The sequence below is a fragment of the Streptomyces sp. SX-6 genome (genome assembly GCF_059089585.1).
Genome location: NZ_JBTHHU010000003.1, coordinates 32,617 through 52,682 on the forward strand (window position 1 = coordinate 32,617; position 20,066 = coordinate 52,682).

Genomic DNA, 20,066 nt, shown 5'->3' on the forward strand with positions numbered 1-20,066 from the left:
GCGGACAAACAGCCGCACAGGGAGCGAGGGGCCGGACGTGCTGCCGGAGGCAACCGCGCGCACCGTGGAGAGCTCCGTGGAGAGCTCCGCCTACTTCGACGGCTACGGCACGGTGGGCCTGCTCGCCGTCATCGGCGTGCTCTTCGTCGCCGTGGCCTTCGGTGCCGGGCGGCTGCTGCGACCGGTGGTACCGACCCCCGAGAAGCTGCTGACGTACGAATGCGGCGTCGACCCCGTCGGCGAGGGCTGGGCGCACACCCAGGTGCGCTACTACGTCTACGCCTTCCTCTACGTCGTCTTCGCGGTGGACTCGATCTTCCTGTTCCCGTGGGCCACGGTCTTCGCGGCACCCGGCTTCGGCGGTGCCACGCTCGTCGAGATGTTCGTCTTCCTCGGCTTCCTCGCCGTGGGCCTGTTGTACGCATGGAAGAAGGGCGTCCTGGAGTGGACGTGACACCCCGCCTCGGCACGCTGGCGAGGCTCGCCCCCGAGCCGATGAAGGTCGTCCTCAACTGGGGCCGCCGCTACAGCCTCTGGGTCTTCAACTTCGGACTCGCCTGCTGCGCGATCGAGTTCATCGCCGCCTCCATGGCCCGGCACGACTTCATCCGCCTCGGCGTCATCCCGTTCGCCCCCGGCCCCCGGCAGGCGGACCTCATGATCGTCTCGGGCACGGTGACCGACAAGATGGCCCCGGCCGTCAAGCGGCTGTACGAGCAGATGCCCGAGCCGAAGTACGTCATTTCCTTCGGCGCCTGCTCCAACTGCGGTGGCCCGTACTGGGACTCGTACTCCGTGACCAAGGGCGTCGACCAGATCATTCCGGTGGACGTGTACGTACCGGGCTGCCCGCCCCGGCCCGAGGCGCTGCTCCAGGGCATCCTCAAGCTCCAGGAGAAGATCGCGAAGGAGTCGCTCGGCGAGCGGTACGGCTCCGCCGGGGCGTCAGTGCCTGAGCTCCGCAGCGGCCTGGTGAACCCTCCGGAGGGCGCCCGATGAGCTGGCTGCCCGCTCCGGTCGAGGAGTTGTTCGGCGAGGGCGCCACGGCCGAGGAGGCGTACGGCCTGCTCACGGTCGACGTGCCCGCCGGGACGTGGCTCGACGCGCTCGGGACGGCCCGCGACCGGCTGGGCTGCACCTTCTTCGACTGGCTGAGCGCCGTCGACGAGCCCGGTACGGGCTTCCGCGTCTGCGCCCACGTCGCCGCGCTCGCACCGGGTGCGGTGCGGAGCCTGCTCGTACGGACCACCGTGCCGCACGAGGCGCCCGCCCTGCCCACCGCGATCGGCGTCTACGCCGGTGCGGCGTGGCACGAGCGCGAGACGCACGAGATGTTCGGCATCGACTTCACGGGCCACCCGCACCTGGTGCCGCTGCTCCTGCCGGAGAACTTCGAGGGCCACCCGCTGCGGAAGGACTTCGTCCTGGCGGCGCGGGTGGCCAAGGCGTGGCCGGGTGCGAAGGAGCCGGGGGAGTCCGAGCACGGCGGGCCGAAGCGGCGCCAGATGCTGCCGCCGGGCGTCCCCGACCCGAACGAGTGGGGCCCGCTCAAGGGCCAGCTCCCCGCCGCCCCGGCCCGCCCGGCGCGGGGTGCGCGTGCGGGTGCCGCTGGCGCGGCTGGTGCCGGCGAACGGCCGGTGCGGCGTGCGCGGAGTGCGGGCGAGGGTTCCGCCAGCCAGGCGGCTCCGGCGGCCGAGGGCTCCGCTCCCGCCCCGCGGCGTACGCGCAGCGCGAGCGAGGGCTCCGCGAGTCAGCAGGCGGATGGCACCGCTCCGGCAGCCGAGGGCCCTGCGGGCCAGGCCGCTCCGCCGCGGCGTGCGCGTAGCGCGGCCGACGGGTCGGCGAGCCAGCAGGTAGAAGGCTCGACTCCCGCTCCGCGGCGTACGCGGAGTGCGGGTGAAGGCTCCGCGAGCCAGCAGGCCGAAGGCGCGGCTCCGACGCCACGGCGTGCGCGCAGTGCGAGCGACGGCTCGGCGAGTCAGCACCCGGAGCGGGCGCGGCCCGCGCCGCGCTCGGCGGACGCCCCGTGGCACCACGCGCGCCCCGCGTTCGACGAGGACGCGTCGGCGAAGCCGGCCCCCGCGGAGCGGGAGGCCCCGGGCGAGGAGCCCGCCCCGGGCGGGCCCGGCGCAACCGGTGCGCCCGCCGAAGGCGAACCCCCCACGGGGGGACCCGAAGACCCCGACACCCCCGCCGGAGGCGACACCGCATGAGCAGCGACACACTCGACGTGGTGCTGCGCCTCGTGGCCGTGTTCGCCGTGTTCCTGGTGCTGCCGCTGGTGATCGGGCAGACCGAGCACAAGGTGATGGCCCATATGCAGGGCCGGCTCGGGCCGATGTACGCCGGCGGGTTCCACGGCTGGGCCCAGCTCGTCGCGGACGGTGTGAAGTTCGCGCAGAAGGAGGACGTCGTCCCCACGGGGGCCGACCGGAAGATCTTCCAGCTCGCGCCCGCCGTCGCACTGCTCCCGTACCTGCTGGTGCTGGTCGCGATCCCGGTCGGGCCGGGCAACGCGGTCGGCCGGTTCATCGACGCGGGCATCTTCTTCGCGCTCGCCGTCATGGGCGTGGGCGTGCTCGGCTCGCTGATGGCCGGCTGGGCGTCGGCGAACAAGTTCTCCCTGCTGGGCGGCCTGCGTACGGCCGCGCAGCTGATGGCGTACGAACTGCCGATGCTGCTCGCGGCGGCGTCCGTCGCGATGGCGGCCGGCACGGTCTCGCTGCCGGGGATCGTGGACGCGTTCCACTGGTGGTGGGTGCCCTGGCAGATCGTCGGGGGGCTGGTGTTCTTCACCGCGGGACTCGCGGAGCTGCAACGGCCGCCGTTCGACATGCCGGTGGCCGACTCGGAGATCATCTTCGGCGCGTACACCGAGTACACGGGGCTGCGGTTCGCGATGTTCCTGCTGGCCGAGTACGCGGGCATCGTCGTGCTCTGCGGCCTGACCACCGTGCTCTTCCTCGGCGGCTGGCACGGCCCCTTCGGGGCCGACGGGCTGGGCTGGCTGTGGACGCTGCTCAAGACGATGGCGCTGGCGTTCGTCGTCATCTGGCTGCGGGTCAGCTACCCGCGGCTGCGCGAGGACCAGCTGCAGAAGCTGGCCTGGACCGTGCTCATTCCGCTCGCGCTCGCGCAGATCGCGCTGACGGGTGTCGTCAAGGTGGTGATCCAGTAGTGGGCCTTCCCGGTTCCGGTCTTGCCAAGGGGCTGGCCGTCACGCTCCGTACGATGACGCGCCGGGCGCACACCGCCCAGTACCCGGACGTCCAGCCCGAGCTCGCGCCCCGCACGCGCGGCGTGATCGGTCTGTTCGAGGAGAACTGCACCGTGTGCATGCTGTGTGCGCGCGAGTGCCCGGACTGGTGCATCTACATCGACTCGCACAAGGAGACGGTGCCCCCGGCCGCGCCGGGCGGGCGGGAGCGCAGCCGCAATGTGCTGGACCGCTTCGCGATCGACTTCGCGCTGTGCATGTACTGCGGCATCTGCGTCGAGGTGTGCCCCTTCGACGCGCTGTTCTGGTCGCCGGAGTTCGAGTACGCCGAGACCGACATCCAGGAACTGACCCACGAGCGCGACCGGCTGCGCGAGTGGATGTGGACCGTGCCCGAACCGCCCGCGCTCGACCCCGCGGCCGAGGAGCCGAAGGAGATCGCGGCGGCGCGCAAGACGGCGGAGAAACTGGCGGCCGCGCAGGCCGAACAGGCCGCACAGGACAAGGAGCAGGAGGGCGGGTCATGAACACGGCCGCGCACGGCTTCCTCTCGCCGACCGGGGTCGAGGTCGCCTTCCTCCTGGTCGGCCTCGTCACGCTCGGGGCGGCGGTCGTGACCGTGACGACCCGGCAGCTGGTGCACGCCGCCCTGTGGCTGGTGGTGGCGCTCGGCGGCATCGCCGTCGAGTACCTGCTGCTGACCGCGGAGTTCATCGCCTGGGTGCAGGTGCTGATCTACGTGGGGTCCGTGGTCGTCCTCCTCCTCTTCGGGCTGATGCTCACCAGGGCGCCCATCGGGCCGTCGCCCGACGCGGACTCGGGCAACCGCTGGCCCGCGCTGGCGGTGGCCGTCGTGGCGGCCGGCGCGCTCGTGTGGGTCGTCGCGGACGCCTTCCGTGCGACCTGGATCGACCTGCGCGGGCCGGTGCAGGGTTCGACGAAGGTGTCCGGCGAGATGCTCTTCCGGTACTGGGTGCTGCCCTTCGAGGCGCTGTCCGTGCTGCTGCTCGCGGCGCTCGTCGGCGCGATCGTCCTGTCCCGCAAGAGAGCGAACGAGAGCGCGAACGAGAGAGCGAAGGAGGGCAAGAACTGATGCACCTCGTCTATCCCGCGGTCCTCGCCGCCCTCCTCTTCTGCACCGGCCTGTACGGCGTGCTCGCCCGGCGCAACGCGATCCTGGTCCTGATGTCCGTCGAGCTGATGCTCAACGCCGTCAACCTCAACCTCGTGGCCTTCGACGTATGGCTGCGCGACAAGCTCCACGGCGGCCAGGCCCTCACCCTCTTCACCATCGCCATCGCCGCCGCCGAGATCGGCATCGGCCTGGCGATCGTCCTGCTCGTGTACCGCAACCGCGGCACCGCCGACATCGACCGGCTGCGCGACCTGAGCGAGGACGCACCCGACCCCGGAACCCAACCCGCCGCGCGCGAGGACGAGGCGGAGGCCGCCGCGTGACCATCACGACCACCGCGCTGCTCGTACCCCTGCTGCCCTTCCTCGGTGCCGTCGGCGGCATCCTGGCGGGCCGCCGCGCACCCGGCTTCGTCCGGCCGCTCGCGCTGCTGCCGACCCTGGTCGCCGCCGTGCTGGCCGTCGTGGTCGCCTGGCGGCAGGGCGGGGGACAGGCCCTCGACGCCGCCACCCGGCTCACCCCGACCGGCTCCGTGCCCGTCGACCTCGCCCTGCACCTCGACGGCTTCGCCGTCCTCGTCGCGGTGCTCGTCGCCGTCGTCGCGAGCTGCGTGCAGCTCTACTCGACCGCCTATCTGCGCAACGACCCGCGTTACGCCTCCTACGCGGCGCTCGTCTCCCTCTTCACCGCGGCGATGCTGCTGGTCGTCTACTCCGGCGACCTGATGGTGCTGCTGGTCGGCTGGGAGGTCATGGGCATCTGCTCCTACTTCCTGGTGGGCCACTACTGGGAGACGCAGGCCGCGCGCTCCGCCTCCCTCAAGGCCTTCCTGGTCACCAAGCTCGGCGACGTCCCCTTCCTGTTCGGCATCTTCGCGCTGGCCGCCGACGCCGGTACCTTCCGGATCACCGGCATCCTCACCGCCGTGTCCTCCGGCGATATCGCGCACCCGACGCTGATCGCGCTGCTGCTCCTCGCCGGAGTGGCGGGCAAGTCCGCCCAGTTCCCGCTGCACACCTGGCTGCCCGACGCGATGGCGGGCCCGACGCCCGTCTCCGCGCTGATCCACGCCGCGACGATGGTCGCCGCCGGCGTCTACTTCGTGGCCCGGCTCCTGCCCCTCTTCGCCGCCTCCACCGCGGCGCTGGTGGTGCTCGCCGTGATGGCCGCGGTCACCATGGTGGGCTCGGCGCTCGCCGCGCTCGCGCAGGACGACATCAAGCGCGTCCTCGCCTACTCCACCGTCGGACAGCTCGGCTACATGACCGGCGCCCTGGCCGTCGGCGACCGCGGGGCCGCCGTCTTCCACCTGATCACCCACGGTGCGTTCAAGGCCCTCCTCTTCCTCGGGGCGGGCGTGATCATCCACGCCGCCGGGACGAACTCCCTGGCCGCGATGGCCCGGATGGGCGGGCTCGCCCGGCGCGTCCCCGACGCCTACTGGACGATGACCGTCGCCCTCCTCGCCCTCGCCGCGATCCCGCCGTTCAGCGGCTTCTTCTCCAAGGAGGCCGTGCTGGGCGCGGCCGAGCACGCGGCCCACGGCGAGGCGCCCGGCATCCCCGGCGCGGTCGGCTGGACCGTCCTCGTCGCGGGGCTGGTCACCGCCCTGCTCACCGCCGGGTACGCCACCCGGCTGTGGCTCCTGGCCTTCCACGGCAAGGACCCCGAGGCCGCCGACCACGGCCGCGAACCCGCCGCCATGACCGGCGTGCTGTGGGTCCTGCTCGTGCCCACCGCCGCGCTCGGCCTGGCCGCCTGGAAGCTCCCCGCCTGGTTCGACGGACGCTCCCTCACCCCCGGCCTGACCACCTCCCTCCTGTCCACCGGCTGTGCCCTCGCCGGCGTGCTCGTCGTCTCCCTGGCCTGGCGCCGCACCGGCGCCCTCGCCCTGCGCACCCCCATGGGCGCCGTCGCCGCCGACCCCGACGAGGCCCCGGCCGTCTCCGAGGAGGAGGCCATCGCCACCCACGTGCTGGCCTACGGCAGCATCGCGGGCGCCGACGACCCCGCCGACCCGGGCCGGCTCCTGCTCGGTCCCCTGCACCGGCACGCCGAGGTCGGCTTCCACCTCGACGCCGTGTACTCCGCCCTGTTCGTCCGCCCCGTGCGCGCCGCCGCCCGCCTCGCGCGCTTCCTCGACCGCGAGGTCGTCGAGGCCTACGTACGCGGCGCGGGCACCGCACCCCGCCTGCTCGGCGCGGCCGTCCGCCGCGCCCAGACCGGCAATGTGCAGACCTACCTCAGCGTCCTGTTCGCGGGCTCCGTCGTCCTGGCCGTCGCCGCCGTTCTCGTCGCCACCGGAGCCTGAAGATGAGTCACCTCACCCTGCAGATCCTCCTCATCGCGGTCGTCGTCCTCCCCCTCGTGGGCGCGGTCGCCGCCCTGCTCCCGGCCCCGCCCGGCCTCAAGGGCCGCAGCCCCGAACAGGCCGTTCTGCGGCACGGCGTCACCGTCACAGGCGCCGTGCTCGCGCTCTCCATCGCCCTCGCCGCCGGCTTCGACCGAGGTCACCCGGCCCGGATGCAGGGGACCACCGACGTCTCCTGGATCCCCGCCCTCGGCATCCGCGTCCACCTCGGCGTGGACGGCGTCTCGCTGCCTCTGCTCGTCCTGACCGCGCTGCTCACCTTCCTCTGCGCTCTCTACAGCTACTACCGAATGCCCGACGGCCCGTCACCCAAGGCATTCGTCGCGCTGCTGCTCCTCCTCGAGTCCGGCACCCTCGCGACCTTCGCCGTCCTCGATCTGATGCTGTTCTTCCTCGCGTTCGAGATGGTGCTGATCCCGATGTACTTCCTCATCGCCCGCTGGGGCGGCGAGGGCCGGGAGCGCGCCGCGTGGCGCTTCGTGCTCTACACCGTGCTCGGCTCGGTGGTCATGCTGCTCGGCCTCCTCCTCATCGGCATCAAGGGCGGCACGTTCGACATGGTGGCACTCGCCACTGACAACGGGTCCGGCCTCAGCCACTCCACGCAGGTCATCGCGGTACTGGCCATCGGCATCGGACTGGCCGTCAAGGCCCCGATGTGGCCCCTGCACAGCTGGCTCCCCGACGCCCACACCGCCGCCCCGACCGTCGGCTCGGTGCTCCTCGCGGGCGTCCTGCTGAAGATGGGCACCTACGGTTTCGTACGCATCGTCCTGCCCATCACCCCCGACGGCGCGCACACCTTCGCGCCCTACCTCGCGGCCTTCGCCGCCGTCGGCATCGTCTACGGGTCGCTGGTCTGCCTCGCCCTCGTCCGCCGCGGCGCCAAGGGCGACCTGAAACGGCTGATCGCCTACTCCTCCGTCGGGCACATGGGCTTCGTCCTGCTCGGCATCGCCACCCTCACCCCGACCGGCGTCAACGGCGCGCTGTTCGCCAACGTCGCCCACGGCCTGATCACCGGCCTTCTCTTCTTCCTGGTCGGCGCCATCAAGGACCGCTACGGCACCAGCGACCTCGACAGCCTCGCCGGCCCCACCGGCGCCGCCCTCTACGGCAGGGCCCCGCGCCTCGGCGGGCTCCTCGCCTTCGGCGCGGTCGCCTCGCTCGGGCTGCCCGGACTCGCCGGGTTCTGGGGCGAGATGCTCGCGATGTTCGCGTCCTTCCGCCCCGCCGACGGGCTCGGCCGCCCCGCCTACCTCGTCTTCATGGCCCTGGCCGGCCTCGGCACGCTGCTCACCGCCGCGTACCTGCTGGTCGTCGTCCGCCGCGTCTGCATGGGCGGCGACGGCCCCGACCACCTCGAGCCCGTGCCGGCGCTCACGGACGTCCGTCCGTACGAGTTCGCCGCCTGGACCCCGCTCGTCGCCCTCACCGTCCTCGCCGGACTCTGGCCCGCGGCCCTCCTCGGCCTCACCGACCCGGCCGTCCAACAGCTGCTCGGAGGAGGCAACTGATGGTTCTCCTCGCCGGGGGCGCCGTCCAGTCCGTCGACTGGCTCGCCATCGCCCCGCCCGTCATCACCGCCGTCGCGGCCCTCGTCGTCCTCGTGGCCGACCTCTTCCTGCCCGCGGAGAAAAAGCCTGTGCTCGGCGGGATCGCCCTCACCGGCCTGCTGTTCGCGGGGCTGGCGCTGATCCCGCTGCGCGACGGCGAACGGGAGACCTTCTGCCTGACCTCGGGCAGCAACGCGTGCAGCTACACGGCCGACCACTTCACGCTCGTCATCCAGTTCCTGGTGCTCGGCGGCGCGCTGCTGACAGCCCTGCTGTCCCTGCACACCGTCCGCGAGCAGGAACTGCCCGCCGGCGAGTACTGGTTCCTGCTGCTGTCCTCCGCCGCCGGTGCCGCCCTGCTGCCCGCCTCCCGCGACCTCGCCACCCTCGTCGTGGCGCTCGAGGTCGCCTCGCTGCCCGCCTTCGCCCTCGTCGGCCTGCGGCGCGGCGACCGCCGCTCGTCCGAGGCGGCGCTCAAGTTCTTCCTCTCCTCGGTCACGGCCACCGCCGTCACCCTGCTCGGCGTCAGCCTCGTCTACGCGGCCACCGGCAGCCTGCACCTCACCGACGTGGCCCAGGGCCTCGACCACGTCGACCCGCAGCTCGCCGTCCTCGCCAGGACGGGCGTCGTCCTCACGCTCGTCGGCTTCGCCTTCAAGACGGCCGCCGTCCCCTTCCACTTCTGGGTGCCCGACGCCTACACGGGCGCGCCCCTGCCCGTCGCGGCCTACCTGTCCGTCGTCGGCAAGGCCGTCGGCTTCACCGGCCTCATCCTGGTGACCGTCGTCGCCTTCCCGTCGTACGCCGACGTCTGGGGCCCCGCCCTCGCCGTGCTCGCCGCGCTCACCATGACCGCGGGCAACGCCGCCGCGCTGCGCCAGCGCCCGGACCGGGAGCGCAGTGCCGTACGCCTGCTCGCCTGGTCCTCGGTCGGGCAGGCCGGCTATCTGCTCGTCCCGATCGCGGCTGCCGGGTACACCGACGACCCGGCGCGGGCCATCGGCTCGACCGTCGCGTACGCCCTGATGTACGCCGCCGTGAACCTCGGCGCCTTCGCGGTCGCCGCGCTCGTCGCCCGGACCAGCCCCGCCAACCGCATCACCGACTATCGCGGCCTGTTCGCGTCCCGCCCGCTCGCCGCCCTCGCCATGGGCTTCTTCCTGCTCTGCCTGGCCGGGCTGCCACCGGGCATCATCGGGCTGTTCGCCAAGGTCACGGTGTTCTCGGCGGCGGTCGACGCGGGACTGGGCTGGCTGGCGGCCGTCATGGCCGTCAACGTGGCGATCGCGCTCTACTACTACCTCCAGTGGACGGCCGTCCTCTTCCGTCCGGCGGACACGGCTCCGCAGGAGAAGCCGCGCGTCCCGGCCGCGCTGACCACGGCCATCGCCGTGGCGGCGGCGGTCGGCGTGGCCCTGTCGGGAGCCCCGCAGCTCGTCCTGCGCTTCGCCTCCCACACACTGCTGTAGGGGCGCGCGTCACCCGAACGGAGCACCGGCGGTGCGCGTGCGCAAGGGAACTGGCGGACCCTGTCTGGCGTTGACCAGTTCGAAAGGTTCCACTGGTTCAAGGGTTCCCCTGCCGCACCATTTGGAGGGCGTACCGTGCACCGCCGGCACAACGGGCTCAGGACTGCCGTGCTCCTCGGGGGGCTGTCCGCGCTCATCATCGTCATCGGCAGCGTCTTCGGTCGTACGGGCCTGATCGTCGCCGTCCTCGTGGCCCTCGGCACCAACGCCTACGCCTACTGGAACAGCGACAAGCTCGCCCTGCGGGCGATGCGCGCCCGGCCGGTGAGCGAGTTCGAGGCCCCGCAGCTCTACCGCATGGTCCGCGAGCTCTCCACCACCGCCCGGCAGCCGATGCCGCGGCTGTACATCTCGCCGACCGAGGCCCCCAACGCCTTTGCCACCGGCCGCAATCCGCGCAACGCGGCGGTCTGCTGCACCGAGGGCATCCTGCGCATCCTGGACGAGCGCGAGCTGCGCGGCGTCATCGGCCATGAGCTCAGCCACGTCTACAACCGCGACATCCTCATCTCGTCGGTCGCGGGCGCGCTCGCCTCGGTGGTGATGTTCCTGGTGAACTTCGCCTGGCTGATTCCCATCGGCAGGTCCGAGGACGACGAGGGCCCCGGCCTGGTCGGCATGATCATGATCATGCTGCTGGGCCCCATCGCGGCCTCCCTCATCCAGCTCGCCGTCAGCCGCTCCCGGGAGTACGAGGCCGACGCCTCCGGCTCCCGCCTCACCGGCGACCCCCTCGCCCTCGCCTCGGCGCTGCGCAAGCTCGAGGCCGGCACCCGGCAGCTGCCCCTCCCGCCCGAGCCCCGCCTCGAGACCGCGAGCCACATGATGATCGCGAACCCGTTCCGGCCGGGCGAGGGCATGTCCAAGCTCTTCTCCACCCACCCGCCGATGGCCGAACGCATCAGCCGCCTCGAGCGGATGGCGGGGCCCGGCCGCGGCTGAGACGCCGATGGCCGCCGCACGCAACCAATGGCCTGGGCATCGCCGTCTCAGTGGCCAGAGAATCGGGCGCGTGAAAGGCTGTCACACATGAGGTTCATCCTGAATGTCATCTGGTTGGTCCTCTGTGGGCTCTGGATGGCCATCGGCTACGCCATCGCGGGCCTGATCTGCTGCATCCTCATCGTCACCATCCCCTTTGGCATCGCCTCCTTCCGGATCGCCTCCTACGCGCTGTGGCCCTTCGGCCGGACGACCGTGGAGCGGTCCGACTCCGGAGCGGGGTCCTGCATCGGCAACGTCATCTGGTTCGTGTTCGCGGGCTGGTGGCTGGCGCTGGCGCACATCGTCACGGGCATCACGCTCTGTCTGACGATCATCGGCATCCCGCTGGGTGTCGCGAACTTCAAGCTGATCCCGCTGTCGCTGATGCCGCTCGGCCGCGAGATCGTGTCGACGGAGGACGCCTACGCGGGGTACCGCTGGTAACTCCCCGGCGGAGGGGCGGATTTCGGCCAAGGTCCCGTCAATCCCTGCCAAAGGGTCGGGAGCACACCAGAGTTGGGGAGCCGCGCACCGCGCGGCGCCGCCCCGGCCGGCCGTGCGCCGGGCCCGACGGAAGGGAAACGCCCACCGTGCTCACCACCAAGCCCCGGCTGCGCGCAGCGGCCGTGACGGCGGCCGCCCTGGTCGCCGTGGGAGCGCCCACCGCGTACGCCACCCTTGGCACCGACACCGACACGGCGCCGTCCGCACAGGCCGCCGCGACCCGCGGCAAGCCGTACATCGGTACGCACCTGTACTTCGGCACCGCCCGTCCCAAGGGCGGCCCGGCCGTCACGGACAAGGAGTTCCTCGACTTCGTGTCGAAGCGCGTCACCCCGAAGTTCCCCGACGGGCTGACCATCGAGAACGCGCGCGGGCAGTGGCGGGGGCGCAACGGTGCCGTCGTGCGCGAGCGTTCGTACGAACTGACCGTGGTCTACCCGAAGTCCGAGACGAGAGTGCGGGACCGCGACATCGAGGCGATCCGCACCGCCTACAAGCGCGCCTTCGGCCAGGAGTCGGTCATGCGCGCGGACGAGGTCGAATCGGTCGACTTCTGAGGGCTGCTTCTGAGGGCTCTGCCCGTTCAGCGGGAGCCGTAGGGCAGCAGCGCCATCTCGCGGGCGTTCTTGACCGCCAAGGCGATACGGCGCTGCTGCCGCGGGGTCACGCCGGTCACCCGGCGGCTGCGGATCTTGCCCCGGTCGGAGATGAACTTCCGCAGCAGGTCGGTGTTCTTGTAGTCGATGTACGTGATGCCGGCGGCCTCGAGGGGATTGCCGCGGCGCTTGCGGCCGGCGGCTGCTCGACCGGGTGTGGGACGGCGGGACACGGCAAAGAACCTTTCAGTGGGCGAGGAACTGGTCGAAAACGGGCGGAAGCTGCTGCCAGGCGGACGGGCCGGCCGCGTACTCGGCGTCGGTGAGCAGGCAGGAGTCGAGGAGTTCCCGCAGCCCCTCGCGGTCGAGGCCGGGCGAGGTGAAGGCCAGGTGCTGGCAGCGGTCGCCGTGTTCGGGGTGCCAGTCGAGGGCGGCGGCGACGCGGCGTTCGGCCGGGACCATCTCCCAGGCGGCCTCGGGCAGGGCGGCCAGCCAGGGGCCGACGGACTCCATGCACAGCGCGCCGCCCGCGGCCTCCCAGGTCAGCAGGGTGTCGGGGCGGTCGGCGAGCCAGAACCGGCCCCTGCTGCGCGCGGCGACGCACGCGAGGTCCTCCAGCGCGGCGTAGAGCCGCTGCGGGTGGAAGGGCCGTTCGCGGTGCCAGGCGAACGTGGTCACGCCGTGGTCGTCCGCCTCCTGCGGCAGCAGCGCACAGGACGGGTGCTGCCGCGCCGCGGCCGCGGAGAGGTCGAAACCGGCCAGCAGGGCCGCACCCAGCCTGCCGTCGCCCACTCTCAGCCGGGTTGCCGTCGGCGTGAGTTGGGCGAGCAGCTCACGGTCCGTCCCGTCCGCCTCGTCCTCTCCCTCGGCGAGGGCGAGGACCGTGGGGTACTCGAGCTGCCGGGCGAAGGTGTCGGCGACCGTACGCCGGTCGGTGGGCGCGGCGGCGAGACCGCTCTCGGCGAGGTCGTCGCCGTTGGCCAGGCAGGGCAGTACGAGCGCCGGGTCGACCGCGGTGGCCACCCCGGTCAGGGCGAGTTCCTCGCCCCCGGCGACGGCGACGACGCTTGCCATCGCCTGCGGCTCGACGGAGTCCCACAGTTCGACGACGGCCAGCCGGTACGTCCCGGCCGCCGCGATCCGCAGCAGTTCGGGCACCAGGTCCTCGCGCAGCGCGCAGCAGGCGCAGTCGTTGACCAGCGGCGCGTGGCCGCTGTCGACCGGCCCGGCCAGATCCCGGACGGTGCGGTGCACCGAGCCCTGCTCCGCCGCTGACAGGTCGTGGTGCAGGACGACGGTGCCGGGCACCGTACGCAGGATCTCGTCGACCGCCGCCCGTCGTGCGTCGGCGCACAGCCCGCCGACGATCGCCACGGACAGCGGGGCCGCCGCGCCGCTCACCGGCCGTCCTGCCCGTAACGGCGCCGGAAGCGCTCGACGCGGCCGGCGGTGTCCAGGACGCGCTGGGTGCCGGTGTAGAAGGGGTGGCTCGCGGAGGAGATCTCGACGTCGATGACGGGGTAGGTGTTGCCGTCCTCCCACTCAACGGTCTTGTCACTGGTGGCGGTTGACCGGGTGAGGAAGGCGAAGCCGGCCGCGCGGTCGCGGAAGACGACGTGCCGGTACGGCGGGTGGATGCCGGGCTTCATGGGTCAGCGCTCCTCTCGGAAGTCGACGTGGCGGCCGGCGACCGGGTCGTACTTGCGCAGGGTGAGGCGGTCGGGGTCGTTGCGGCGGTTCTTGCGGGTCACGTAGGTGTAGCCGGTTCCGGCGGTGGACCTGAGCTTGATGACCGGGCGCAGTTCGTTGCGGGGCATGGCGCACAGAGTACACGGAATTGGTTATCGTTTTCATTAGCGGCTACGGTGGTGCCGGTACCGCATCGACGACCCAGGGAGGAAGAGGATGTCCGCGCACTGCCAACTCACCGGCCGGCAGCCGGGTTTCGGCCATAAGATCTCGCACTCGCACCGGCGCACCAAGCGCCGCTTCGACCCCAACATCCAGCGCAAGCGCTACTGGCTGCCGAGCGAGGGGCGTTACGTCCGGCTCAGGCTCAGCGCGAAGGGGATCAGGACCGTGGACGTGATCGGCATCGAGGCCGCCGTGGCCCGCGCCCGTGCGCGAGGGGAGAAGATCTGATGGCGAAGAAGAGCAAGATCGCCAAGAACGAGAAGCGGCGGCTGACCGTCGCCCGCTATGCCGTCCGCCGTGCCGCCCTCAAGGCGGTCATGGCCGACCCGCGCGCGTCCGTCGAGGAACGCCTCGCCGCGCAGCGCGAGTTGAGCCGCCAGCCGCGCGACGCCAGTGCCACGCGGGTGCGCAACCGCGACGCCGTCGACGGCCGCCCGCGCGGGCACTTCCGCGCCTTCGGCCTCTCGCGCGTCCGGCTGCGCGAAATGGCGCACGCGGGCGAACTGCCGGGCGTGCGCAAAAGCAGCTGGTAGCCGGGCCCTTCGGGGGAGGGCGGCCCCGCCCTCCCCCGAACAGCCCTGGAATCAGCGGTAGTTCACGAACCGCCCGCATGATCCACTGACCTGCGCTGATCCATGGAAACCCCGGTTGACGTGCGAAAACTACGTTCAGTAGTTGCCGCCGTTTTCCGGGGTCTTCCTGGGTCTTGTGCCCTGGGTGTGCCCTCGAGGGCACAGGGTGCAAAGGCTTCCCTGCCCCACTACGGGCATGGGTACCGTTCTGGGGGATGAGCCCGAACGGATGGAGCCACGATGCCCTGCCGACCGCTTGAGCACAGCAGCCCCGCCGCAGCGTGGGAGGTGCGCTGATGTTGGAAGAAGCCGAGGAAATCGGCCGCCGCGCACGCAGGGCCCGCCTGCGGCTCGGCATGCCGCAGGCCGATCTCGCCGCCGCCCTGGGCAAGTCTCAGGGGTGGGTGTCCAAGATGGAGCGCGGCCAGATCGAGATAGACCGGGTCGGCCTGCTCAACCTGCTCGCCGCCGAGCTGCACGTGCACCCCAACGACCTGATCGGTCGCCCGTACACCAGCAGCCCGGCCGAGAACCAGTGGCAGGTCGCCGCGGCCTCGATCCTGCGGGAGCTGCGCCGCTACGACCTCACGCCGGTGTTCGACGGAACGCCCCGCCCCTCTGGTGAACTGTGGCGGGAGATGACGCGCCTGCACCGGCTGCGGGACACGGCGGCCAACGTCGCGATCCTGCGCGTCTTGCCCGACCTGCTGCGCGAGGCCCGCGCGCTCGCCGAGGTGGCCACGGGCCACGAGCGCGAGGAGGCGTACGCGGTCTACGCGGTCGCCTGCAAGTTCGCCCACACCGCCGCCCACGCTCTTGGGCACCCCGAGCTCATCGCCATGGCTGCCGAGCGTGCCGTGTGGTCCGCCCGTCTGTCCGGCGACCCCGTGATGCCCTCCCTCGCCGACTGGATGCGGGTATGGGACATGTGGGCGACTGCCGACTGGGCCGACTCGCTCGCGCTGTCGGACAAGGCCCTCGCCAACATCCAGGACGACTACGACCGCGGTGCCCCGCTCGCCGTGCGCATGTGGGGTTCGCTCCAGCTTCGGGCCGCTGTATCAGCCGCACGTGCGGGGCGGCCGTCCGAAGCCGAGGACCGCATCGGATACGCGCGCAGCGCCGCCGACCGTATGCACGATCACCAGGGGCCGCCGATCTACGACCGGCACTCGGTGACGTTCTCCCCTGGCAACGTGCAGATCCACGCGATCAGCATCGCTCTGGAGACGGGCGAGCAGACCAAGGCCCTGGCCATAAACCGCCGCACCAGCCCCGAGCTGGTCGCCGCCCTCCCCGGCTCCCGTCAGGGGCACCACCACATGGACCTCGCCCGCGCGTGGCTGTGGGACGGCAACCGCGACAAGGCGCTCGCCGAACTGGAGACCGCCGAGCGGATCGCTCCCCAGCTCGTGCGCAACCACCCCATCGCCCGGGCCACGCTCCGGAGCATCGTCTACGCCGAGCGAGCCGCGACGCGGGAGAAGCTGCGGCGCATGTCCGACCGCTTCCACCTGGACGGATGAGGGCCATATTCCTCCCATTCATATTCGCCCCCTGACGCGCTCCTAGCGTCGGGGGCATGACTGGACGACCGGCCCAACCCCGTTCGTTAGGCGCCGAGTTACTTGCGGCAGCCCCCTTCTTCCCCCGGCTCGGCGACCTCGCCCGCGACACCGCCCGCGACGGGCGGATCGGCGTTGTGGTCGCCCTGCCCGGCCAGGGAGCAGCGACCTACCACCTGCGCCCGCCCGGCGGCGGCGCCGAGTGGTCCGCCCCGGCCGACGGAACCACCCTGCGACCGGTCCCGGCACAAGCCACTCACGTCACGCCCATGAAGCGGGACGCGGTCTACGACCACCGTGCGCAGCAGGGCACCGTGCCCGTCCAGATCCACTATGAGGACGGCGGTACGAGCGAGGCGCTCCTCGTCCTCACCCCCGATCAGATGGAGCTCTACCACTACCAGGTAGGGCGCATCATCGCGCTGCGCGGGAAGGCTCGTGAGGGCGCCTCATGAGCGCACGCCACGCCCACGCCGCCCGCTCGCCGCGGAGCTCTGACCCTTTGGGTCTTGTCCTGGGCTGGCTGTGGGCCCTGGGCACGCTCGTCGGGTTCGTCTGCCTCGGCGCCATTGTCGGCAACGGCCTCGGCGACAGGGGAGACACCGGGCCCGCGCTGGCTGTCCCCGATTCCGCCCCTCCGGCGGTCTAGAACTCCCCGCCCGGTCGGCTGGACACGCCCCGGCCGGGCGGGGATCACGAAGTACGTCCTACGCACCACCGAATCAAGGAGGCAAAGGACCGTGACCGTAGTTCAGGAACGTTCCGTGACCGACGCGCGAACGCTGCTCAGCGCCGACCTGCGGGCAACCCTCGCAGCCAACATCCGCGCCAAGTTCCCGGACATGACCGAGGACAAGGCGCACCGCGGCATCGGGCAGATGCTCGCCTTCCTCGCCGCGGGCGTCCACAGCTCCGTACCGCTCAGCCCATCCCCGCTCGTTGATGACTTCTGGCACGCCTTCCTGCTCCACACCAAGGCGTATCAGGACTTCTGCGCGCAGACGCTCGGGAAGTTCGTGCACCATCAGCCCGGCTTCCTCGACAAGGAAGAGCACGGTGGCGGCAAGGCCCTGCGGGTACGCACGGTGGACGCCATCACTGCCGCCGGCTTCGTGATCGACATGGAGTTCTGGCCGGAGCTGGACATCGCCGACTGCTCGCAGTGCCACGCGAACTGCCACAACAGCCCCAAGCACGCCTGACAGTTCCCTGCGCCGGTCCTCCGCTTGTGCCACGCTGTGGCCGAGCCGGGGACCGGCTTCTGTTCGCACGAGGAGAGACGCGGGTGGATCGAACGCCATGGCATGAACTCCCGCCCGCCGCACGGCACGCCGTCGAGGCGCACACGGGTCCGGTCGAGTGGGCGGAGACCGCCGACAAGGGTGTGATGTCGCCTGTTGCCTGCGTCCTGCGCACCGGTTCGGGCCGCGTATTCGTCAAGGGCATCCGGCTCGACGACCCATCGGCATGGATGTACCGCAGCGAAGCGCGGGTGACCGATCGCGCACCGCTCGCTCCGCGCCTGCTGTGGCAGGTGGAGGCGGGCGAATGGCTGCTCGTGGGGTACGAGTACGTCGACGGTCACCACCCCGATCTCTCACCCGGCTCCGCCGATCTCGCCCCGCTCGTCGACGCGCTCACCGCGATGTCTGCTGCTCCGTGGCCCGAGGCGGTGCGTAAGAAGCCGCTGCACACCCGATGGGGCGCGCTCGTCCCGGCCGGCCACGCGCACGGCCTCGAGGGCCGGGCACTCGTTCACACGGACATGTCGCCGTTGAACATGCTGGCCACGGCCGACGGGCTCGTTCTGGTCGACTGGGCGCTCGCTTGCCCGGCGCCAGACTGGGCCGACACCGCATTCACCGTGCCGCGCCTCATCCACGCAGGACACACCCCTCATCAGGCCGAAACCATCGCCCGACGGGTTCCGGCATACCGCGCGGCCTCGTCTGACGCTGTCGACACCTTCGCGCGCACCCTGCACGCGGTCTGGGAGAGCAGAGAACGGACAGACCCGCTACCGCACAGAGCGCCGCTCATCGCTGCCGCCGGAGCCTGGGTTGAGCACCGGGCTCTCGCCATGGCCTGAACCGGGATTGGAGTAGGCGGCGCTCGCGCGCGTGGGGAAGGCATCGACCGGTCGCGGCGAGTGTGTACCGGCCTCGTCTGTGGGCGCTGCGCAGCAGCAGCCGAGCGGACGATGTCAGTAGGCCGCTGTATTCGCGCGCGCCCGCGCGCAAGACACGACCGGTCGCGACGCGGACATTCAGCAGCTTCGGATGGGGACGGCGGGGACGCTATCACTGGGCTCCTCTTCCCCTTCTCCGTTCTCTGCCGCTGGGACAGAAGGGAAAGGGGTCTGAAGCGTCCCCGACGTCCCCCACGCTGGGTGGTGTAGGTGTTCCAATGGAATGAACGTGGCTCTGTGGGGGATGCTTTGTGGTGCGAAGCGCGTCCCCTGAGCGTCCCTGGCTGCCGTGAATGGCGGTACGTGTCGACCGCCCCCGCCACAAGCCGGGCTCGTGTCGCACCAACCTCCGACCTAGCGTGCCTCGGTAGAATTCCCCCCCGGCTAATTGACGAGGGCCTTAAACCTGCGGAACAAGAGTGGGTACCCTTCCACCCTCGGCGGAGTCTCCGGCTCAGTTTGAGGCTGCTCCGAAGGTTTCCAATTAATGGCTTCGATTACATCAGAAACGATCTCTCGGAGATCGTTATCATCCAATGCGATGACGTACCCTCGATAATCTAGGGCCGTATCCCTGCACCTCTTCAGGAACCGATCCTTGTCGTCGAAGGAACGACAGGCGAGTATTCCAAACTGCCCCCGAAGCGGCGAGAAACGCGAAGATAGCTGATCCAGCTCTGGATTCCCCACCTCTTTCCCGTAATTCTTGCACTCGATCATTATGTACGTGGACTTGATTTTGTGGCGCCCAAGGAATCGGAAGAATCCGTCTTGAGCGACGTTCGTGTACGAGATGTCGACCCGTTTGCGCCCGTTATGTATTTCTTCTTCCAGCTCTGGCATCGTTAGAGACGGGTAAAAGAGAGCGGTGAGCAGTGCTTCGATTCGGCGGTGATACTTGCCCGCATCGGCTTTGCCTGCCGGGGTCTCAAGGACATCTGCTAGTAGCTTCTCGTAATCTGGAAGCGACGTGCGGTTGGCTTGACTGAGCTCCTCGTGCGAGATCGGTGGCGGAGCGATATTCCTCTTGATGCTCCTGTAGTTTGCGTAGACGTCAGGGCGAAGCAAAGATTCGCGTGTGATGTCAGTCTTTGAGCTCCCGTAACGCTCTTGGATGTCCCGTGCGTACACCCTCTTGCTGCCATTCTTGAGGGTTTTGACGAGGCTGCTGCTCGGGTTGTCTAGCTCCTCTGATTGAAGTGTCGGTACAAGGTGATTTCGGTAGTACTCCGCGCGCGACAGGTACATGTCTCGGCGCACTATCACCTTAGGGACCAGTAGTAGCTTATGGTTGCCAGGTATGGGGAGGCGTGTATACCCATTTTCCCACTCGAGGGTGTGGGGATTCCAGACGGGTCCGCTGGCCACGCCTTCATCGAGTGGGATTCCGAATATCGAAGCCATCTGTTGCGTGTAGGCGATAAGAGGCCCGCGGATTATGTTGGTCGTGACATCTGAGACTATGTCCCTACCCACTTTGTCGATGAAGAAGGCTGTATCTTCGAGATCCTCAATCAAGCCGGTCTGAGCGGCTTGACTTACTGCCAATTTCTCGGCAAGGAGATCACCCATCTGTCCGCCAAAGCCGCGGCCGGCACTCCTGCCTGAGGAAAATCCGAGATGGGTCTCGTTAGGCTCGCCGAGGTTCCCTAGAAGGCGCCTGGCTCGGTTTTTGTCTCCTGAGCGCACCGCATCCAGGACGCTGTCGAAAAAAGTGGTGAGCATGATGAGGCATTCCTTGCCCCAATCATCGGGTAGGTGCCTAATCATGCCCGGATCTATATAGACTGGCACGTCGTCAGTTATGTCGACATCAACAAAATCAAGAGTTCCTTGGCTTCGGCCGATTTTGTAGAACTCTGAAACTCGCACGAACCCCACCCCGCGTTCGCTAGACCTGATAGCGGACCATCTGGTCCGTCCTACCCCACTTCG

25 protein-coding genes are annotated in these 20,066 nt (G+C 70.3%); 20 read left to right on the forward strand and 5 right to left on the reverse strand.

Features of this window, described 5'->3' with window-relative positions:
* The first annotated feature begins 40 nt into the window (after positions 1-40).
* From ACV530_RS04145 to ACV530_RS04205, 13 genes are all read left to right on the forward strand, one after another.
* On the forward strand, positions 41-454 hold the full coding sequence (locus ACV530_RS04145; RefSeq protein WP_494331151.1) for an NADH-quinone oxidoreductase subunit A: 414 nt from the start codon (positions 41-43) through the stop codon (positions 452-454).
* Positions 424-999, forward strand: coding sequence for an NADH-quinone oxidoreductase subunit B (locus ACV530_RS04150; protein ID WP_494330851.1), 576 nt, complete (start codon positions 424-426; stop codon positions 997-999). The genes ACV530_RS04145 and ACV530_RS04150 overlap by 31 nt, the downstream gene beginning before the upstream one ends.
* Positions 996-2,213 carry an NADH-quinone oxidoreductase subunit C gene (locus tag ACV530_RS04155; RefSeq protein WP_494330852.1) on the forward strand — a complete coding sequence of 406 codons (1,218 nt, stop codon included), beginning with the start codon at positions 996-998 and terminating at the stop codon, positions 2,211-2,213. Before ACV530_RS04150 ends, ACV530_RS04155 begins: the two co-directional genes overlap by 4 nt.
* Positions 2,210-3,178 (forward strand): complex I subunit 1/NuoH family protein, encoded by a 969-nt coding sequence (locus ACV530_RS04160; RefSeq protein WP_494330853.1) that lies wholly within the window; start codon positions 2,210-2,212, stop codon positions 3,176-3,178. The genes ACV530_RS04155 and ACV530_RS04160 overlap by 4 nt, the downstream gene beginning before the upstream one ends.
* 53 nt (positions 3,179-3,231) lie before the next feature.
* On the forward strand, positions 3,232-3,744 hold the full coding sequence (locus ACV530_RS04165) for a 4Fe-4S binding protein (protein WP_494330854.1): 513 nt from the start codon (positions 3,232-3,234) through the stop codon (positions 3,742-3,744).
* Entirely contained in the window at positions 3,741-4,310 is a 570-nt protein-coding gene (locus ACV530_RS04170; protein WP_494330855.1) for an NADH-quinone oxidoreductase subunit J family protein, read from the forward strand. Before ACV530_RS04165 ends, ACV530_RS04170 begins: the two co-directional genes overlap by 4 nt.
* A complete protein-coding gene (gene nuoK / locus ACV530_RS04175; RefSeq protein ID WP_494330856.1) occupies positions 4,310-4,675 on the forward strand; it encodes an NADH-quinone oxidoreductase subunit NuoK in 366 nt (121 codons plus the stop codon). The genes ACV530_RS04170 and nuoK overlap by 1 nt, the downstream gene beginning before the upstream one ends.
* Entirely contained in the window at positions 4,672-6,663 is a 1,992-nt protein-coding gene (locus ACV530_RS04180) for an NADH-quinone oxidoreductase subunit 5 family protein (protein ID WP_494330857.1), read from the forward strand. Before nuoK ends, ACV530_RS04180 begins: the two co-directional genes overlap by 4 nt.
* 2 nt (positions 6,664-6,665) lie before the next feature.
* Positions 6,666-8,240, forward strand: coding sequence for a complex I subunit 4 family protein (locus ACV530_RS04185; protein ID WP_494330858.1), 1,575 nt, complete (start codon positions 6,666-6,668; stop codon positions 8,238-8,240).
* The gene (locus ACV530_RS04190; RefSeq protein WP_494330859.1) at positions 8,240-9,748 is read left to right on the forward strand and encodes an NADH-quinone oxidoreductase subunit N; all 1,509 of its coding nucleotides are present in this window, start codon (positions 8,240-8,242) and stop codon (positions 9,746-9,748) included. Before ACV530_RS04185 ends, ACV530_RS04190 begins: the two co-directional genes overlap by 1 nt.
* A gap of 135 nt (positions 9,749-9,883) precedes the next feature.
* Positions 9,884-10,750 carry a zinc metalloprotease HtpX gene (gene htpX / locus ACV530_RS04195; protein ID WP_494330860.1) on the forward strand — a complete coding sequence of 289 codons (867 nt, stop codon included), beginning with the start codon at positions 9,884-9,886 and terminating at the stop codon, positions 10,748-10,750.
* Between the two features lie 87 nt (positions 10,751-10,837).
* Positions 10,838-11,236 (forward strand): YccF domain-containing protein, encoded by a 399-nt coding sequence (locus ACV530_RS04200; protein ID WP_494330861.1) that lies wholly within the window; start codon positions 10,838-10,840, stop codon positions 11,234-11,236.
* A gap of 146 nt (positions 11,237-11,382) precedes the next feature.
* Complete coding sequence (locus tag ACV530_RS04205; protein WP_494330862.1) at positions 11,383-11,853, forward strand: DUF3574 domain-containing protein; 471 nt, start codon at positions 11,383-11,385, stop codon at positions 11,851-11,853.
* A 26-nt stretch (positions 11,854-11,879) separates the two neighbouring features.
* Here ACV530_RS04205 and rpsR read toward each other — a convergent pair whose 3' ends face one another.
* The 4 genes from rpsR to rpmG are packed head-to-tail and all read right to left on the reverse strand — an operon-like array spanning position 11,880 to position 13,709.
* Positions 11,880-12,125 (reverse strand): 30S ribosomal protein S18, encoded by a 246-nt coding sequence (gene rpsR / locus ACV530_RS04210; RefSeq protein ID WP_494330863.1) that lies wholly within the window; start codon positions 12,123-12,125, stop codon positions 11,880-11,882.
* Between the two features lie 13 nt (positions 12,126-12,138).
* Positions 12,139-13,293: a CobW family GTP-binding protein gene (locus tag ACV530_RS04215; RefSeq protein WP_494330864.1), complete on the reverse strand. Its 1,155-nt coding sequence runs from the start codon at positions 13,291-13,293 to the stop codon at positions 12,139-12,141.
* Complete coding sequence (locus ACV530_RS04220; protein ID WP_494330865.1) at positions 13,290-13,541, reverse strand: type B 50S ribosomal protein L31; 252 nt, start codon at positions 13,539-13,541, stop codon at positions 13,290-13,292. Before ACV530_RS04220 ends, ACV530_RS04215 begins: the two co-directional genes overlap by 4 nt.
* 3 nt (positions 13,542-13,544) lie before the next feature.
* Positions 13,545-13,709, reverse strand: a complete 165-nt coding sequence (rpmG, locus tag ACV530_RS04225) for a 50S ribosomal protein L33 (RefSeq protein WP_030606219.1) — start codon at positions 13,707-13,709, stop codon at positions 13,545-13,547.
* Between the two features lie 88 nt (positions 13,710-13,797).
* Here rpmG and rpmB point away from each other — a divergent pair, with 88 nt between their 5' ends.
* The 7 genes from rpmB (at position 13,798) to ACV530_RS04260 (ending at position 18,032) form a co-directional block, all read left to right on the forward strand.
* Entirely contained in the window at positions 13,798-14,034 is a 237-nt protein-coding gene (gene rpmB, locus ACV530_RS04230) for a 50S ribosomal protein L28 (RefSeq protein WP_494330866.1), read from the forward strand.
* Positions 14,034-14,339, forward strand: a complete 306-nt coding sequence (gene rpsN, locus ACV530_RS04235; RefSeq protein ID WP_494330867.1) for a 30S ribosomal protein S14 — start codon at positions 14,034-14,036, stop codon at positions 14,337-14,339. Before rpmB ends, rpsN begins: the two co-directional genes overlap by 1 nt.
* Positions 14,340-14,674: 335 nt before the next feature.
* Complete coding sequence (locus tag ACV530_RS04240; RefSeq protein WP_494330868.1) at positions 14,675-15,904, forward strand: helix-turn-helix domain-containing protein; 1,230 nt, start codon at positions 14,675-14,677, stop codon at positions 15,902-15,904.
* Between the two features lie 56 nt (positions 15,905-15,960).
* Positions 15,961-16,398 (forward strand): hypothetical protein, encoded by a 438-nt coding sequence (locus tag ACV530_RS04245; protein WP_494330869.1) that lies wholly within the window; start codon positions 15,961-15,963, stop codon positions 16,396-16,398.
* Complete coding sequence (locus ACV530_RS04250; protein ID WP_494330870.1) at positions 16,395-16,592, forward strand: hypothetical protein; 198 nt, start codon at positions 16,395-16,397, stop codon at positions 16,590-16,592. The genes ACV530_RS04245 and ACV530_RS04250 overlap by 4 nt, the downstream gene beginning before the upstream one ends.
* 115 nt (positions 16,593-16,707) lie before the next feature.
* The gene (locus ACV530_RS04255) at positions 16,708-17,145 is read left to right on the forward strand and encodes a glycine-rich domain-containing protein (protein ID WP_494330871.1); all 438 of its coding nucleotides are present in this window, start codon (positions 16,708-16,710) and stop codon (positions 17,143-17,145) included.
* Positions 17,146-17,228: 83 nt separating this feature from the next.
* The gene (locus ACV530_RS04260; protein WP_494330872.1) at positions 17,229-18,032 is read left to right on the forward strand and encodes an aminoglycoside phosphotransferase; all 804 of its coding nucleotides are present in this window, start codon (positions 17,229-17,231) and stop codon (positions 18,030-18,032) included.
* A gap of 483 nt (positions 18,033-18,515) precedes the next feature.
* On the opposite strand, the gene ACV530_RS04265 is transcribed toward ACV530_RS04260, so the two are convergent.
* Complete coding sequence (locus ACV530_RS04265) at positions 18,516-20,003, reverse strand: DUF8370 family protein (RefSeq protein WP_494330873.1); 1,488 nt, start codon at positions 20,001-20,003, stop codon at positions 18,516-18,518.
* Between the last annotated feature and the right edge of the window lie 63 nt (positions 20,004-20,066).

What these genes read in the sequence shown, in the direction of transcription:
- ACV530_RS04150 (WP_494330851.1), top strand. Translation starts at nt 424, where the DNA reads ATGGAAGAAGGGCGTCCTGGAGTGGACGTGACACCCCGCCTCGGCACG.
- ACV530_RS04155 (WP_494330852.1), top strand. Translation starts at nt 996, where the DNA reads ATGAGCTGGCTGCCCGCTCCGGTCGAGGAGTTGTTCGGCGAGGGCGCC.
- ACV530_RS04160 (WP_494330853.1), top strand. Translation starts at nt 2,210, where the DNA reads ATGAGCAGCGACACACTCGACGTGGTGCTGCGCCTCGTGGCCGTGTTC.
- ACV530_RS04165 (WP_494330854.1), top strand. Translation starts at nt 3,232, where the DNA reads ATGACGCGCCGGGCGCACACCGCCCAGTACCCGGACGTCCAGCCCGAG.
- ACV530_RS04170 (WP_494330855.1), top strand. Translation starts at nt 3,741, where the DNA reads ATGAACACGGCCGCGCACGGCTTCCTCTCGCCGACCGGGGTCGAGGTC.
- nuoK (WP_494330856.1), top strand. Translation starts at nt 4,310, where the DNA reads ATGCACCTCGTCTATCCCGCGGTCCTCGCCGCCCTCCTCTTCTGCACC.
- ACV530_RS04185 (WP_494330858.1), top strand. Translation starts at nt 6,666, where the DNA reads ATGAGTCACCTCACCCTGCAGATCCTCCTCATCGCGGTCGTCGTCCTC.
- ACV530_RS04190 (WP_494330859.1), top strand. Translation starts at nt 8,240, where the DNA reads ATGGTTCTCCTCGCCGGGGGCGCCGTCCAGTCCGTCGACTGGCTCGCC.
- ACV530_RS04200 (WP_494330861.1), top strand. Translation starts at nt 10,838, where the DNA reads ATGAGGTTCATCCTGAATGTCATCTGGTTGGTCCTCTGTGGGCTCTGG.
- ACV530_RS04220 (WP_494330865.1), bottom strand. Translation starts at nt 13,541, where the DNA reads ATGAAGCCCGGCATCCACCCGCCGTACCGGCACGTCGTCTTCCGCGAC.
- rpmG (WP_030606219.1), bottom strand. Translation starts at nt 13,709, where the DNA reads ATGCCCCGCAACGAACTGCGCCCGGTCATCAAGCTCAGGTCCACCGCC.
- rpmB (WP_494330866.1), top strand. Translation starts at nt 13,798, where the DNA reads ATGTCCGCGCACTGCCAACTCACCGGCCGGCAGCCGGGTTTCGGCCAT.
- rpsN (WP_494330867.1), top strand. Translation starts at nt 14,034, where the DNA reads ATGGCGAAGAAGAGCAAGATCGCCAAGAACGAGAAGCGGCGGCTGACC.
- ACV530_RS04240 (WP_494330868.1), top strand. Translation starts at nt 14,675, where the DNA reads ATGTTGGAAGAAGCCGAGGAAATCGGCCGCCGCGCACGCAGGGCCCGC.
- ACV530_RS04245 (WP_494330869.1), top strand. Translation starts at nt 15,961, where the DNA reads ATGACTGGACGACCGGCCCAACCCCGTTCGTTAGGCGCCGAGTTACTT.
- ACV530_RS04250 (WP_494330870.1), top strand. Translation starts at nt 16,395, where the DNA reads ATGAGCGCACGCCACGCCCACGCCGCCCGCTCGCCGCGGAGCTCTGAC.